Origin of the sequence: Kytococcus schroeteri (assembly GCF_002847825.1) — a bacterium.
Classification (GTDB): domain Bacteria; phylum Actinomycetota; class Actinomycetes; order Actinomycetales; family Dermatophilaceae; genus Kytococcus; species Kytococcus schroeteri.
In genome coordinates this window covers 1-12,891 of record NZ_PKIZ01000015.1, presented here as the reverse complement: position 1 = coordinate 12,891, position 12,891 = coordinate 1, and the positions used below count along the sequence as shown (strand labels likewise).

The 12,891-nt window shown below is 72.6% G+C and carries 12 protein-coding genes and 2 tRNA genes; 6 read left to right on the top strand and 8 right to left on the bottom strand.

Going from position 1 to position 12,891, the window contains the following annotated elements:
* Positions 1 to 246 precede the first annotated feature (246 nt).
* Together tig and CYJ76_RS08325 are read right to left on the bottom strand one after the other, a co-directional pair.
* The gene (gene tig, locus CYJ76_RS08330; RefSeq protein ID WP_180802258.1) at positions 247 to 1,704 is read right to left on the bottom strand and encodes a trigger factor; all 1,458 of its coding nucleotides are present in this window, start codon (positions 1,702 to 1,704) and stop codon (positions 247 to 249) included.
* Positions 1,705 to 1,810: 106 nt separating this feature from the next.
* Positions 1,811 to 1,884, bottom strand: a tRNA-Pro gene (locus CYJ76_RS08325).
* Between the two features lie 122 nt (positions 1,885 to 2,006).
* Between CYJ76_RS08325 and CYJ76_RS08320 the strand changes: the two genes are divergently transcribed.
* Together CYJ76_RS08320 and CYJ76_RS08315 are read left to right on the top strand one after the other, a co-directional pair.
* Positions 2,007 to 2,080: transfer RNA gene (locus CYJ76_RS08320), tRNA-Gly, on the top strand.
* A 152-nt stretch (positions 2,081 to 2,232) separates the two neighbouring features.
* Positions 2,233 to 2,424 (top strand): antitoxin, encoded by a 192-nt coding sequence (locus CYJ76_RS08315; protein WP_237769689.1) that lies wholly within the window; start codon positions 2,233 to 2,235, stop codon positions 2,422 to 2,424.
* A gap of 86 nt (positions 2,425 to 2,510) precedes the next feature.
* On the opposite strand, the gene CYJ76_RS08310 is transcribed toward CYJ76_RS08315, so the two are convergent.
* Together CYJ76_RS08310 and CYJ76_RS08305 are read right to left on the bottom strand one after the other, a co-directional pair.
* Entirely contained in the window at positions 2,511 to 2,972 is a 462-nt protein-coding gene (locus CYJ76_RS08310; RefSeq protein ID WP_070703391.1) for a ribose-5-phosphate isomerase, read from the bottom strand.
* Between the two features lie 48 nt (positions 2,973 to 3,020).
* On the bottom strand, positions 3,021 to 3,686 hold the full coding sequence (locus tag CYJ76_RS08305) for a DsbA family protein (protein ID WP_070703392.1): 666 nt from the start codon (positions 3,684 to 3,686) through the stop codon (positions 3,021 to 3,023).
* A gap of 138 nt (positions 3,687 to 3,824) precedes the next feature.
* Between CYJ76_RS08305 and pepN the strand changes: the two genes are divergently transcribed.
* From pepN to CYJ76_RS08290, 3 genes are read left to right on the top strand one after another with little or no spacing between them, the layout of a single operon-like run.
* Positions 3,825 to 6,398, top strand: a complete 2,574-nt coding sequence (gene pepN / locus CYJ76_RS08300) for an aminopeptidase N (protein WP_101849826.1) — start codon at positions 3,825 to 3,827, stop codon at positions 6,396 to 6,398.
* Entirely contained in the window at positions 6,395 to 7,282 is an 888-nt protein-coding gene (locus tag CYJ76_RS08295) for a mechanosensitive ion channel family protein (protein ID WP_070705822.1), read from the top strand. Before pepN ends, CYJ76_RS08295 begins: the two co-directional genes overlap by 4 nt.
* Positions 7,269 to 7,754, top strand: a complete 486-nt coding sequence (locus CYJ76_RS08290) for a globin (RefSeq protein WP_101849825.1) — start codon at positions 7,269 to 7,271, stop codon at positions 7,752 to 7,754. Before CYJ76_RS08295 ends, CYJ76_RS08290 begins: the two co-directional genes overlap by 14 nt.
* Before the next feature lie 35 nt (positions 7,755 to 7,789).
* Here CYJ76_RS08290 and CYJ76_RS08285 read toward each other — a convergent pair whose 3' ends face one another.
* Positions 7,790 to 8,464, bottom strand: a complete 675-nt coding sequence (locus CYJ76_RS08285; protein WP_238138199.1) for a hypothetical protein — start codon at positions 8,462 to 8,464, stop codon at positions 7,790 to 7,792.
* Complete coding sequence (locus CYJ76_RS08280; protein ID WP_083323670.1) at positions 8,461 to 9,015, bottom strand: acyl-CoA thioesterase; 555 nt, start codon at positions 9,013 to 9,015, stop codon at positions 8,461 to 8,463. Before CYJ76_RS08280 ends, CYJ76_RS08285 begins: the two co-directional genes overlap by 4 nt.
* 155 nt (positions 9,016 to 9,170) lie before the next feature.
* On the opposite strand from CYJ76_RS08280, the gene CYJ76_RS08275 reads away from it, so the two are divergent.
* The gene (locus tag CYJ76_RS08275) at positions 9,171 to 10,055 is read left to right on the top strand and encodes an acyl-CoA thioesterase (RefSeq protein ID WP_101849843.1); all 885 of its coding nucleotides are present in this window, start codon (positions 9,171 to 9,173) and stop codon (positions 10,053 to 10,055) included.
* A gap of 3 nt (positions 10,056 to 10,058) precedes the next feature.
* Here CYJ76_RS08275 and CYJ76_RS08270 read toward each other — a convergent pair whose 3' ends face one another.
* The gene (locus tag CYJ76_RS08270) at positions 10,059 to 11,057 is read right to left on the bottom strand and encodes a pseudouridine synthase (protein WP_070705679.1); all 999 of its coding nucleotides are present in this window, start codon (positions 11,055 to 11,057) and stop codon (positions 10,059 to 10,061) included.
* A 51-nt stretch (positions 11,058 to 11,108) separates the two neighbouring features.
* On the bottom strand, positions 11,109 to 12,791 hold the full coding sequence (gene ettA, locus CYJ76_RS08265) for an energy-dependent translational throttle protein EttA (protein ID WP_070705680.1): 1,683 nt from the start codon (positions 12,789 to 12,791) through the stop codon (positions 11,109 to 11,111).
* Between the last annotated feature and the right edge of the window lie 100 nt (positions 12,792 to 12,891).

Below are 12,891 nucleotides of genomic sequence, written 5' to 3'. Positions count from 1 at the left end.
CCCGCCAGTCGCGCGCCCTCACTGGCCACGGCGGGGGTCGATGCGGTGTGCTCGCTCACGGGCGTCTCTCCTTCGTCGGACGGTTCCTGGTGTGGATCCCTCGAGGGACGCTAACGCCGAGCCGTCCCGCTTTCGTCCCGGCCGGCGGCCCTGTTCGCCCTCAGCGCACGCACCTGCCACCCCGGACACGCGGACGGGGCCGCTGCGCGCTCGCGCAACGGCCCCGTCCTGCGGGTGACCCGGGGGTCACTTCTCCTCGGAGGTCTCCTCCGCGGGCGCCTCGTCGGCCTTCTCGGCAGCCTTCTTGGCCGGAGCCTTGCGGGTCGTGGTCGCCTTCTTGGCCGGGGCCTTCTTGGCAGCCGGCTTCTCGGCGGCCTCCTCACCCTCGGTCGCCTCGTCACCCTCACCCTCGGTCGCCTCGTCACCCTCGCCCTCGGCGTCGTCCTCGAGCGCACCCAGGTCCACGGACTTGCCGTTGGTGTCCACGATCTCGGCGGTCTCCAGGACGGCGGCCAGGGCCTTGCGGCGGCGCACCTCCTCGACGACGGCGCCGATCTGACCTTGCTGGTCGAGCATGCCGATGAACTGGTTGGGGTCCATGCCGGAGGACTGCGCGGACATCATGAGGTACTCGAGCAGCTCGTTCTGCTCGACCTCCACCTCGTCGCGCTCCACCAGGGCGTCCATGAGGAACTGCGCACGCAGGGCGTCCTCGGTGGACTTGGTGACCTCGGCGCGGTGGTCGGCGTCGTCCTGACGACCCTCACCCTCGAGGTGGGAGTTCACCTCAGCCTCCACGATGGCGGCCGGCACCGGGATCTCGAGCTGGCCCAGGAGCTGCTCGAGGATCTTGTCGCGGGCCTCGATGCCCTGCTGGAAGGTGGCGTTGCGCTCTGCCTGCTTGCACAGGTCGGCCTTCAGCTCCTCGACGGTGTCGAACGGGGACGCCAGCTGGGCGAACTCGTCGTCGACCTCGGGCAGCTCGCGCTCCTTGACCGACTGCACGGTGACGGTCACCTGGGAGTCCTCGCCCTGACGGTCGCCGCCGGCCAGCGGGGCGGTGAAGGTCTTGGACTCGCCGGCGGACATGCCCACGAGGGCCTCGTCGAGGCCGTCGATCATGGTGCCCTGACCGACCTGGTAGGAGACGCCCTCCACGGAGTCGATCTCGTCGCCGTCGATCTCGGCACGCAGGTCCATGGAGACGTGGTCGTCGGTGGCCACGGCGCGGTCCACCCCCTTGAGGGTGCCGAAGCGCTCGCGCAGGTCGTCCATGCGCTTCTGCACGTCCTCCTCGGACACCTCGGCCGCGGCGACCTCCACCCTCATGCCGGCGGTGTCCGGCAGCTCGATGGCGGGACGCACGTCGACCTCGACGGTGAACTTCAGCGGGTCGCCGTCGGCCACGGGCACGTCGGTGAGCTCGAGCTGCGGCTCGCCGATGGGCTGCAGGTCGTTCTCGGTGATGGCGCGGGCGTACAGCTCGGGGAGCTGAGCGTTGACGGCCTCCTGCACCACGGCGCCACGGCCGAAGCGCTGGTCGATGATGCGAGCCGGGACCTTGCCCTTGCGGAAGCCGGGGATCTGGACCTGGCCGGCGATGGTCTTGTACGCCTCGTCGAGGGCGGGCTTGAGCTCCTCGTGGGGAACCTCCACCGCCACCTTCACGCGGGTCGGGTCCAGGTTCTCGACAGCACTCTTCACGTCACTCGTCTCCGTTGGTTCAGGGGGATGGGGCCGGCTGCGGCCCCGTCGTCCAGCGACCACGCCGTGTCGCCACGCCATCGCAATGGGGATCAATGCTAGACGGTCGGGGTAGCCGGATTCGAACCGGCGGCCTTCCGCTCCCAAAGCGGACGCGCTACCAAGCTGCGCCATACCCCGTGCTCGGCGCACGACCGCGGCGCCGACAGGGTAGGGTATCCCGGTGCATCGGCCTGCGGTGCATGCCACCGGCAGCAGACCGCCACGCGGCTGCACGCGGCGGCAAGCAGGTCACCACGCGTGCGGGCGTAGCTCAATGGTAGAGCCCCAGTCTTCCAAACTGGTTGTGCGGGTTCGATTCCCGTCGCCCGCTCCACGTCGTACGAGAGCCCCGCGGACACCCCCGCGGGGCTCTCGTCGTCCCCCTTTTCCTTGCGCCCCTCACGCCGGGCTGACAGGGTGGGTGCGGGCGACCCACCCGGGTCGCGCACCGCAGTCACCCGACGAACGGAGAACACCATGGGCATCATGGACAACGCCAAGGACCTGGCAGGCAAGGGCTACGACGCGCAGCGCGAGAAGGTGGATGGCGCCATCGACGCCGCCGGTGACCGCGTCGACGACGCGACCGGCAACAAGTTCGGTGACCAGATCGCCTCCGGTGGCGACAAGGTGGGCGAGCACCTGGACGGCCTGAGCGGCGACGAGCAGCAGGCCTGAGCCCCTCCCCCGGCCGTGCCGGGGAGACGACGAGGCCCCCACCAGGTGGTGGGGGCCTCGTCGTGCGCTACGGCCGGTCGTCCTGGTCAGGCCGGCAGGGTGCCGTCCTTCTCGTAGGCCTCCACCATCGCCACCCGACGGGCGTGACGCTCCTCGCCGGTGAACTCCGTGGTGACGAAGGCCTCCACGATCGCCTCGGCGGTGGCGGTGTCCAGGAAGCGCGCCCCCAGGCTCAGGATGCGGGCGTCGTTGTGCTGGCGGGCCAGGACGGCCAGCTCCGGGCTCCAGGCCAGCGCCGCGCGCACGCCGGCCACCTTGTTGGCCGCGATCTGCTCCCCGTTGCCCGAGCCGCCCAGCACGATGCCGAGCGAGGCCGGGTCCTCGGCCACGGCCCGCGCGGCGGGCAGGACGAACACCGGGTAGTCGTCCACGGCGTCGTACTCGGCCGGGCCGTGGTCCACGACCTCGTGGCCGGCGTCGGTGAGCCACTGCACGAGGTGGCGCTGCAGGTCGTAGGCGGCGTGGTCGCCACCGAGGTGGATCTTCATGGGTCTCCTGTCAGAGGTACGTGCGTCGGGTGCTCGGCGCGGCGTCGCTCAACCGAACTGGGGGCCGACGTCGCGGGAGCGCTTGAGCTCGAAGAAGCCGGGCACCGAGGCGGCCTGCACCACGCCGTCCCACAGTTGGAGCGCGGCCTCGCCGGTGGGGGCCGGGGTGACCACCGGGCCGAAAAAGGCGGTGTCGCCGATCCGGATCACCGGAGTGCCCACGTCGTCGCCCACGAGGTCGACGGCACGCTGCTGGCGCGTCCGCAGGTCCGCGGTCACCTCGTCCTCGGGGTTGTTGCCCACGCCACCGGGGTAGGCCACCTGGGCCAGCTCGGCGGGCAGGCCCACCTCGGCCAGCGCCTCGGCGATGAGGGCCTCGGCCTCGGTCCGGTCGCCGGGCTTGCGGCCACCCGGGTGCAGGCGGGTGCCGAGGGCGTCGTAGAGGGGCTTGGCCACCTCCTGGCCGTGGGCGGCCACGGCGGCCGACACCACACGGGCCGGACCCCACGCGAGCTGCATGCTCTCGGCGTACTCCGCGGGGAGGTCGCGCCCGTCGTTGAGCACGGCCAGCGACATGAGGGACCAGGTGACCTCGAGGTCACGGGCCTCGGCCACCTCCATGAGCCAGCGGCTGGTCATCCAGGCCCAGGGGCAGGTGGGGTCGAAGAACATCTCGACCTGCGTGCGCTGCGTCGTCTGCGATGCGTCGGTCATGCCTCCGAGTCTGCCACCGTCACCCGCCCCGCCGACGACACCACCGCCCGCCCACGGGCCCCGCCGCGGCCTCGTGATCTGCACCATCTGCGTGGCACACTGCCGCTGTCCACCGGCCCCCACCCCCTGGAGTACCCCGTGCCCGGCAAGAACCTCACCCGCGACGAGGCAATGGAGCGCTCGCAGCTCATCGCGACGCACAGCTACGAGGTGACCACGGACGTCACGACCGGTCCGTCCACCTTCGCCACGCGCTCGGTGGTGCGGTTCACGGCGCTGGGGGCCGGCGACACCTTCATCGACTTCATCGGCGACCGGGTCACCCGCGCGACGCTCGACGGCGCCGCGCTAGACACCTCCCGTTTCGACGGCGCCCGCCTGCCGGTGCCCGGCCTCACCGAGGGCGAGCACGAGCTGGTGGTGGAGGGCGTGGGCCGCTACATGAACACCGGCGAGGGCCTGCACCGCTTCGTGGACCCGGCCGACGGCGAGGTGTACCTGTACACCCAGTTCGAGGTGGCCGACTGCCGCCGCATGTTCCCGGTGTTCGAGCAGCCGGACCTCAAGGCCACCTTCCAGTTCACCATCACCGCCCCGGCGCACTGGCAGGTGCTGAGCAACGAGGCCACCCCGCAGGGCGTGCCCGCCGGCACAGGCACCCTCGACGGCGAGAACCCGGTGGAGCGCGCCACCTTCACCTTCGAGCCCACTCCCCCGATCTCCTGCTACATCACCGCCGTGGTGGCCGGGCCGTACGTGCGCTTCGAGGACTCGGTGGAGACCCGCAACGGCACCGTGCCGCTGGGCGTGCTGGCCCGCAGGAGCCTCGAGCAGCACCTGGACGCCGACAACGTCTTCGCCATCACCAAGGCCGGCTTCGCGTTCTTCGAGGAGTACTTCGACCAGCCGTACCCCTTCCGCACGTACGACCAGGTCTTCACGCCGGAGTACAACATGGGGGCGATGGAGAACGCGGGCTGCGTGACCTTCGCCGAGATCTACGTCTTCCGCTCCGCCGTGCCCGACACCCTCGTGGAGCGCCGGGCCCTCACCATCCTCCACGAGCTGGCCCACATGTGGTTCGGCAACCTGGTGACCATGAAGTGGTGGAACGACCTGTGGCTCAACGAGTCCTTCGCCGAGTGGGCGTCCACCACCTGCCAGACCGAGGCCACGCAGTGGGACACCGCGTGGACCACCTTCGCCATCAGCGAGAAGACCTGGGCGTACCACCAGGACCAGCTCTCCTCCACGCACCCGATCGTGGCCGAGATCCGCGACCTCGCGGACGTGGAGGTGAACTTCGACGGCATCACCTACGCCAAGGGCGCCAGTGTGCTCAAGCAGCTGGTGGCCTACGTGGGCGAGGACGCCTTCCGCGACGGGCTGCGCGCCTACTTCGCCGAGCACAAGTGGGGCAACACCACCCTGGCCGACCTCACCCGCCACCTCGAGGCGACCTCCGGCCGCGACCTCGGCCCGTGGGTGGCCGCCTGGCTGGAGACGGCGGGGGTCAACACCCTCTCCCCCGTCCTCGAGGTGGACGACGCCGGCACCGTGACCGCCGCGGCCATCGAGCAGAAGGCCACCGCCGAGCTGCCCACCCTGCGCCCGCACCGCATCGCCGTGGGCGCCTACGACCTGGTGGACGGCTCCCTGCAGCGCACTGACCGCTGGGAGCTGGACGTCACCGGCGAGCGCACCGAGCTGCCGCAGCTGGTGGGCCGCGCCCGCCCTGACCTGCTGCTGCTCAACGACGACGACCTGGGCTACTGCAAGGTGCGCCTGGACGCCCACAGCCTGGCGACGGCCACCGAGCACGTGGCGGCCTTCACCGACTCGCTGCCCCGCGCCGTGGTGCTGGGGGCCGCGTGGGACATGACCCGCGACGCGCAGATGTCGGCGCGCGACTTCATCGAGCTGGGGCTCCGCGCCCTGCCCGGGGAGACCGACTCCACGCTGGTGCGCATCCTGCTCTCGCAGCTGGAGGCCGCCGCCGGCCGCTACGTGGCGCCGCAGCACCGCGAGGCCACCGCCCAGCGCCTGGCCGACGAGCTGGGCCGCCTGGTGGAGCAGGCCGCCCCGGGCTCGGACCTGCAACTGCAGCTGGCCACCGCATGGGCCGCCGCCGTGCGCGGGGAGGCCGGCGTGGCCCGCCTGCGCGCGCTGGTGGACGGCACCACCGAGCTGCCGGGCCTGACCGTGGACACCGACATGCGCTGGGCGCTGGTGACCGGCCTGGCCAAGAACGGTGTGCTGGACGAGGACGAGCTGGCCGCCGAGGGGGCGCGCGACCGCACCGCCTCGGGTGCCGAGCGCCTGGCCCGCGCCCGCGCCGCCCGCCCCGACGCGGCCTCCAAGCAGGCGGCCTGGGACAGCGTGTGGCGCGACACCCGCCTGCCCAACGCCGAGGTGGTGGCCACCGCCGCCGGCTGGCAGCGCGCCCGGACGCCGGAGGACCTGCGGCCCTTCGTGGAGCCCTACTTCGAGGCCGTGGCGGACATGTGGGACGAGCGCACCCACGCCATCGCCGAGGCGGTGGCCGGCGGCTTCTACCCGCACCCGCTGGTGCACCAGGACCTCGTGGACGCCGCGCAGGCGTGGCTCGACGGCCACCCGGACGCCTCGGCCGCGCTCCGCCGCGTCATCGCCGAGAACCGCGACGGCACCGTCCGCGCGCTGGCCGCCCAGGCCTTCGACGCGCGTTCGTGACCGCCGGCACCACCGCCCCCGGGTGGGAGGACATCACCCGGGTGGTCGGCGCCTGGCTCGCCACCCACGGCCTGGCCGTGGTGCTCATCGTCGTCGTCGCCCTCCTGCTGCGGAGCGTCGCCCGGCGCCTCATCGGGCGCCTCACCTCGTGGATGACCGACCGCTCCCGCCAGGGGAGGCCCGACGGTCACGCCGCGGACCTGCGCCGGCGCCAGCGGGTGCTCACCCTCACCAGCCTGCTGCGCAGCGCCTCGTCGGTGGTCATCTGGACGGTCGCGGCGCTCATGGTGTGCGACCAGCTCGGTCTGCCGCTGGGTCCGCTGCTGGCGAGCGCCGGCATCGGCGGCCTGGCCATCGGCTTCGGCGCGCAGTCGCTGGTCAAGGACGTCATCAGCGGCGTGATGCTCATGGTGGAGGACCAGTTCGGCGTCGGTGACTGGGTGGACCTCGGCGAGGCCTCCGGCGAGGTGGAGGAGGTGACCCTGCGCGTCACCCGGCTGCGGTCGGCCGACGGCGTGGTCTGGTACATCCGCAACGGCGAGATCCTGCGCGTGGGCAACACCACCCAGGGCAGCCCGGTGGCCACCATCGACGTGCAGGTGGGTGCCCGTGCGGACTCCCGGCAGGTGATGGACGTGCTCACCACCGCCATGGAGGAGCTCGCCGCCTCCGAGGCCGGGCAGGCCACCCTGTTGCGCGCCCCCACCGTGGCCGGCATCCAGGAGGTGAGCAACGGCGCCATGACCGTGCGCGTCTTCGCCGACTGCGTGGCCGGGCAGCAGTACGCCGCTGCCCGTGACGTGCGGGCCGCGGCCAAGGTGGCGCTGGACACCGCGGGGGTGCCCGGGCCGCCGGTGCGAGACTGGGGCCATGAGCAGCGCTGAGCAGACCGGGCAGCCCACGATCTACGAGATGGTGGGCGGCCACGAGGCCTTCGTGCGGCTCACCGCCCTGTTCTACGAGGGCGTGGCGGGCGACCCGCCGCTGCGCGACATGTACCCCGAGGATGACCTCGGCCCGGCCGAGGAGCGCCTGCGCCTCTTCCTGGAGCAGTTCTTCGGCGGCCCCACCACCTACTCCGAGACCCGCGGCCACCCCCGGCTGCGGGCCCGTCACGTGCCCTTCGCGGTGACGCCGGACATGCGCGACCGCTGGCTGCGCCACATGGGGGCGGCCATGGACGCGATGGGCTTCCCCGCCGAGGCCGACGAGATGATGCGCGCCTACTTCGAGCGGGCCGCGCACTTCATGGTGAACACCCCCGACGAGGGCGATGCCCCGCTGCACGAGAGCGCCCCGCCGGTGCACCCCGCGCCGCGTCGGCCGCGGCTGACGATCACCCGCGTGGAGGATTGAGCCCGGGCACTCGCTCGGGCCCGGGCCCGGCCCGCTCAGCGGGCCAGCACGTGCCCGGTGGGCGTCGCCAGGCGCCACCAGGGGCCGCTGCGCAGCACCACGGCCTCGTCGGCCCCGGTGAGGAATCCCAGCGCATCGGCGCCCAGCGCCAGACCCTGCGGCCACCCGGCGCCCACCGAGCGCGACCAGACGCGGCGGCGGAGGTCGGCCACCGCCGCGGCCCCCGACCCCGCCGGCGCCCCGGCGGACACCTCCTGCACCCCGGTGCGCGTGAGCTCGGCGAGGTCCGCGGTGTCCACGCGTACCACGGGCTCCCAGCCCGTCATCGGCGGGGAGGCCGCGGCCCACGGGGCGGCCACCTCGCTCGGCGGCACGGGCAGCGTGGTGGTCGATGCCGAGCGGGCGGCCAGGCGGTCGGTCACCGCAGCCAGCGGCACCACCACGTCCACGTCCACCGGGCAGGCGGCCGGGACGGCGCGCATGCCCAGCACGGTGCCCTCCTGCAGCAGACCGGCCCCGGGCACCACGCACACCCAGGTGGCCAGCACGCCGTCGCGCAGCTGCAGCCGCATGGCGCCGGCGGCGTCCAGGTGCTTGGCGCGGGCGGTGAACGAGGCGAGGTCCGCCAGGTCGTCGGCGGCCAGGGTGAGCACCGGCTGCCCCCCGCCGGTCGTGGTGCCCGGCGTCGTGCCCGGCGCGCCGCCCGTCATCGGCGGAAGGCCACGGGCTCGGCCACGAAGCGTTCCAGCACCTCGCGCTCGGTGGCGGTGAGGCGGCGCGGGCGGGCGGCCTCGAAGTCGTAGGTGACGATGGCGGTGCTCGCCCGCAGCGCCACCGTCAGGTCGGCGTCCGTGGGCACCGGGGCGTCGAGCGACACGGGCACCTCCCCGCCGGCCAGCGGGTGCTCGCTCAGCTCGTACTCCACCGAGAAGCTGCCGCCGGACAGGCTGCCGATCCACATGTCCACCACCACCGGGGCGTACCGGAACTCCACCGGCCGCAGGTACTCCACCTTGTGCGAGGCCACGAGCAGCCCCGTGGACAGCGGGCTGGAGCCCTCGAACCACTCGTGCATGCCCTGCACGCGGGCGTCCTCCAGCAGCTGCAGGAAGGTCACGTTGTTGACGTGCCCGTAGGCGTCCATGTCCGACCAGCGCAGCGGCACGTTGAGGCGGTAGGGGCGCGGGCCGGCGGTGGTGGAGGCGTGCGTGGTGAGGTTGCCCGCGGTGGGGCGTCCCGGGGCGTTGCTGTGGGTGGTCATGCGCGCCATCGTTCCACCCGGGCGCGACAGCGCGGCGCCCGGGTGGGGCCGGCGAGGCGTGGTTGAGTGGCCCCGTGACGTCCCAGAACACCCCGCCCCGAGACGAGTCCACCCCCACCACCGGGAGCGAGCCGCCGGCCCCGATGGGGTCGAGCATGGGCCACCGCCAGACCGTGCACCTGCCCGAGGACCCCTTCGCGCAGCTGCTGGAGGTGCTCGACGTGCAGGCCCTGGGGGCCAACACCTTCATCGGCCAGAGCCAGCCGCAGCCCCAGGGGCGCGCGTTCGGCGGGCAGGTGCTGGCGCAGTGCGTCATGGCCGCCGGCCGCACCATGGACGGCCTGGACGAGCGCCGCATCCACTCCCTGCACGCCTACTTCCTGCGCCCGGCCGACTCCACCCGGGAGATCCGCTTCGAGGTGGAGCGCCTCCGCGACGGCCGCTCCTTCTCCGCTCGCCGCGTGGCCGCCTACCAGGACGACCGGGTGGTGCTCTCCATGACCACGTCCTTCCAGGACCCGGCCGACGGCCTGGACCACCAGGAGCCGATGCCGGACGTTCCCGCCCCCGAGGAGCTGCCCTCCATCGCCGAGCTGCTGGCCGGCGTCGACGACCCGCGCGCGGCCTTCCTCACCCGGGGCCGCCCGGTGGACATGCGCTGGGCGGACGGCCCGCTCTACGGCCCGGACTTCGCCCGCGCCGACCACCAGAGCGTGTGGGTGCGCCTCACCGGCGCGCTGCCCACCGATCCGCTGCTCCACGCCGCCGCGAGCGCCTACCTCTCGGACTACACGCTGCTGGAGCCCGTGCTGCGCTGCCACGGCATCCCGTGGACCGACCGCCGCCTGCGCCCGGCCAGCCTCGACCACGTGATGTGGTTCCACCGCCGCCCGCGCCTGGACGGCTGGATGCTGTACACGCAGGCCTCCCCCTCGGCCCAGTCCGGCCGCGGGCTCGGCGTGGGGCGCCTGTTCCACGCCGACGGCACGCTCATGGCCTCGGTGGCCCAGGAGGGCATGGTGCGCATCAAGGAGGACTGAGCCTCAGCCCTCCCCCGGGACCTCCGGGTGGCCTCGCAGCGGCAGCGTCCGCGGCGAGGCCGCCGTGCGTCGGGCCCCCGTCCACGGGTCGGTCCAGGCCAGTTCACGGGCCAGCAGCTGCAGCGGGGTCGTGAAGTCCCCCGTCACCTGCTCGGTCTGCACCGGGTAGAGCGGGTCGCCCACGATGGGCAGGCCCAAGTGCGCCAGTTGGACGCGCAGCTGGTGGGTGCGCCCGGTGCGCGGGTGGAGGCGCAGCGCCGCCCGCCCGGCGGCCTCGTCCACCTCCACGGCCTCGATGCGGGTCTCCGCGTCGGGCGGGCCCGACACCACGGCCACCTGGTGGCTGCCGCGCCGCTTCACCAGGCGGTGGCGCTGCACGCCGAGGGCCCGCTCCACACGTTGCGCGAGACCCAGACCCTCGGTACCCGGCGCCACCGGCCACGGGGGCCGCTCCCCCGCGCCGGCCGCGGCCTCGTCGGAGGGCAGGGACACCACCGCCTCGTAGGTCTTGGCCACCTCACGGCGCTCGAACAGCTGCTGCAGGGGCGCCCGGGCCCCCGGCGTCCGCGCGCACAACAGCACCCCGGAGGTGAGACGGTCCAGCCGGTGCACCGGCACCGCATCGGGGTGGGTCTGCTGCAGCCGGGCCACCACGGTCTGCTGCACGTGCACCCCGCGCGGGATGGTGGCCAGGAAGGGCGGCTTGTCCACGGCCACCCAGTGCTCGTCCTGCTGCAGCACTGGCAGCCCACCGGGCACCTCGGGCTCGACGGGGTGCGGGCGGTACAGCCACGCCACCCGGCGCCGGGGACCGGTGGGGAGGTACGCGGTGGTCTCGTCGGCCACCAGGCCCCGGGAGCCGGGCACACCGTCGTCGACCACCACCTCCCCGGCCGCGATGCCGGCGGCCACGAGCCCCGGCTGCCCTGTCACCTCCGCGAGCGCCTCGGCCACCGTGGCCCACGGACCACCCGGCGGGATGCGGACACGGGCGACGCCCACCCCCTCCCGCGGTGGCAGGGGGGATGGGCGTCGGCGCCGGGAACGGCTCACTCAGTCACGCGTGAGGCGACGGTGGGTCACGCGGTGCGGACGCGCGGCCTCCTCGCCCAGACGGTCGACCTTGTTCTTCTCGTAGGACTCGAAGTTGCCCTCGAACCAGTACCAGTTGGCCGGCTCCTCCTCGGTGCCCTCGTAGGCGAGGATGTGCGTGGCCACGCGGTCCAGGAACCAGCGGTCGTGGCTGATGACCACGGCGCAGCCGGGGAACTCCAGCAGGGCGTTCTCCAACGAGCCCAGGGTCTCGACGTCGAGGTCGTTGGTGGGCTCGTCGAGCAGCAGCAGGTTGCCGCCGGCCTTGAGGGTGAGGGCCAGGTTGAGGCGGTTGCGCTCACCACCGGAGAGCACGCCGGCCTTCTTCTGCTGGTCCGGGCCCTTGAAGCCGAACTGCGAGACGTACGCGCGGCTGGGGATCTCCACCTGGCCGACCTTGATGTGGTCGAGCCCGTCGGAGACGACCTCCCACAGGGTCTTCTCCGGGTCGATGTTCTCGCGGCCCTGGTCGACATAGCTCACCTTGACCGTCTCGCCGACCTTCACGGTGCCGGAGTCCGGCTCCTCGAAGCCCACGATGGTCTTGAACAGCGTGGTCTTGCCCACGCCGTTGGGGCCGATGACGCCCACGATGCCGTTGCGCGGCAGGCTGAAGCTGAGGTCCTTGATGAGGGTGCGGTCCCCGAAGCCCTTGGACAGGTTCTCCACCTCGATGACGGTGGAACCCAGGCGCGGGCCCGGCGGGATCTGGATCTCCTCGAAGTCCAGCGTCCGCATCTTCTCGGCCTCCGCGGCCATCTCCTCGTAGCGGGCCAGACGCGACTTGGACTTGGTCTGGCGGCCCTTGGCGTTGGAGCGCACCCACTCGAGCTCCTCGGCGAGGCGCTTCTTGAGCTTGGCGTCCTTCTTGCCCTGGACGGCCAGGCGCTCCTGCTTCTTCTCCAGGTAGGTGGAGTAGTTGCCCTCGTAGGGGTACAGGCGGCCGCGGTCGACCTCGCAGATCCACTGGGCCACGTTGTCGAGGAAGTAGCGGTCGTGGGTGACGGCCAGGACGGCGCCCTCGTACTCGGCCAGGTGCTGCTCGAGCCACTGCACGCTCTCGGCGTCGAGGTGGTTGGTGGGCTCGTCGAGCAGCAGCAGGTCGGGCTTGCTGAGCAGCAGCTTGCACAGGGCCACGCGGCGGCGCTCACCACCGGAGAGGTGGGTCACCGGCTCGTCGGCCGGCGGGCAGCGCAGGGCGTCCATGGCCTGCTCCAGCTGGGAGTCGAGGTCCCATGCGTCGGCGGCGTCGATCTTCTCCTGGAGCTTGCCCATCTCCTCCATGAGCGCGTCGAAGTCCGCGTCCGGGTCGGCCATCTCGGCGGAGATCTCGTTGTAGCGGTCGAGATCGGCCTTGATCTGGCCCATGCCCTCCTCGACGTTCTGCCGGACCGTCTTGGACTCGTCCAGCGGCGGCTCCTGCAGCAGGATGCCGACGGTGTAGCCGGGGGTCAGCCGGGCCTCGCCGTTGGAGGGCTGGTCGAGCCCGGCCATGATCTTGAGGATGGTCGACTTGCCGGCACCGTTGGGGCCGACGACGCCGATCTTGGCGCCCGGGTAGAAGGACATGGTCACGTCGTCGAGGATGACCTTGTCGCCGACGGCCTTGCGGGCCCTGGACATGGTGTAGATGAACTCCGCCATGGCAGGTGAGTCTAGGTGTGATGTCCAGCCAGGTTGTTGAGGCGGCTGACTGGCGGGGCTCCGATCGCGGAGTGGACCCGGTGGTGATTGTAGAAGTGGA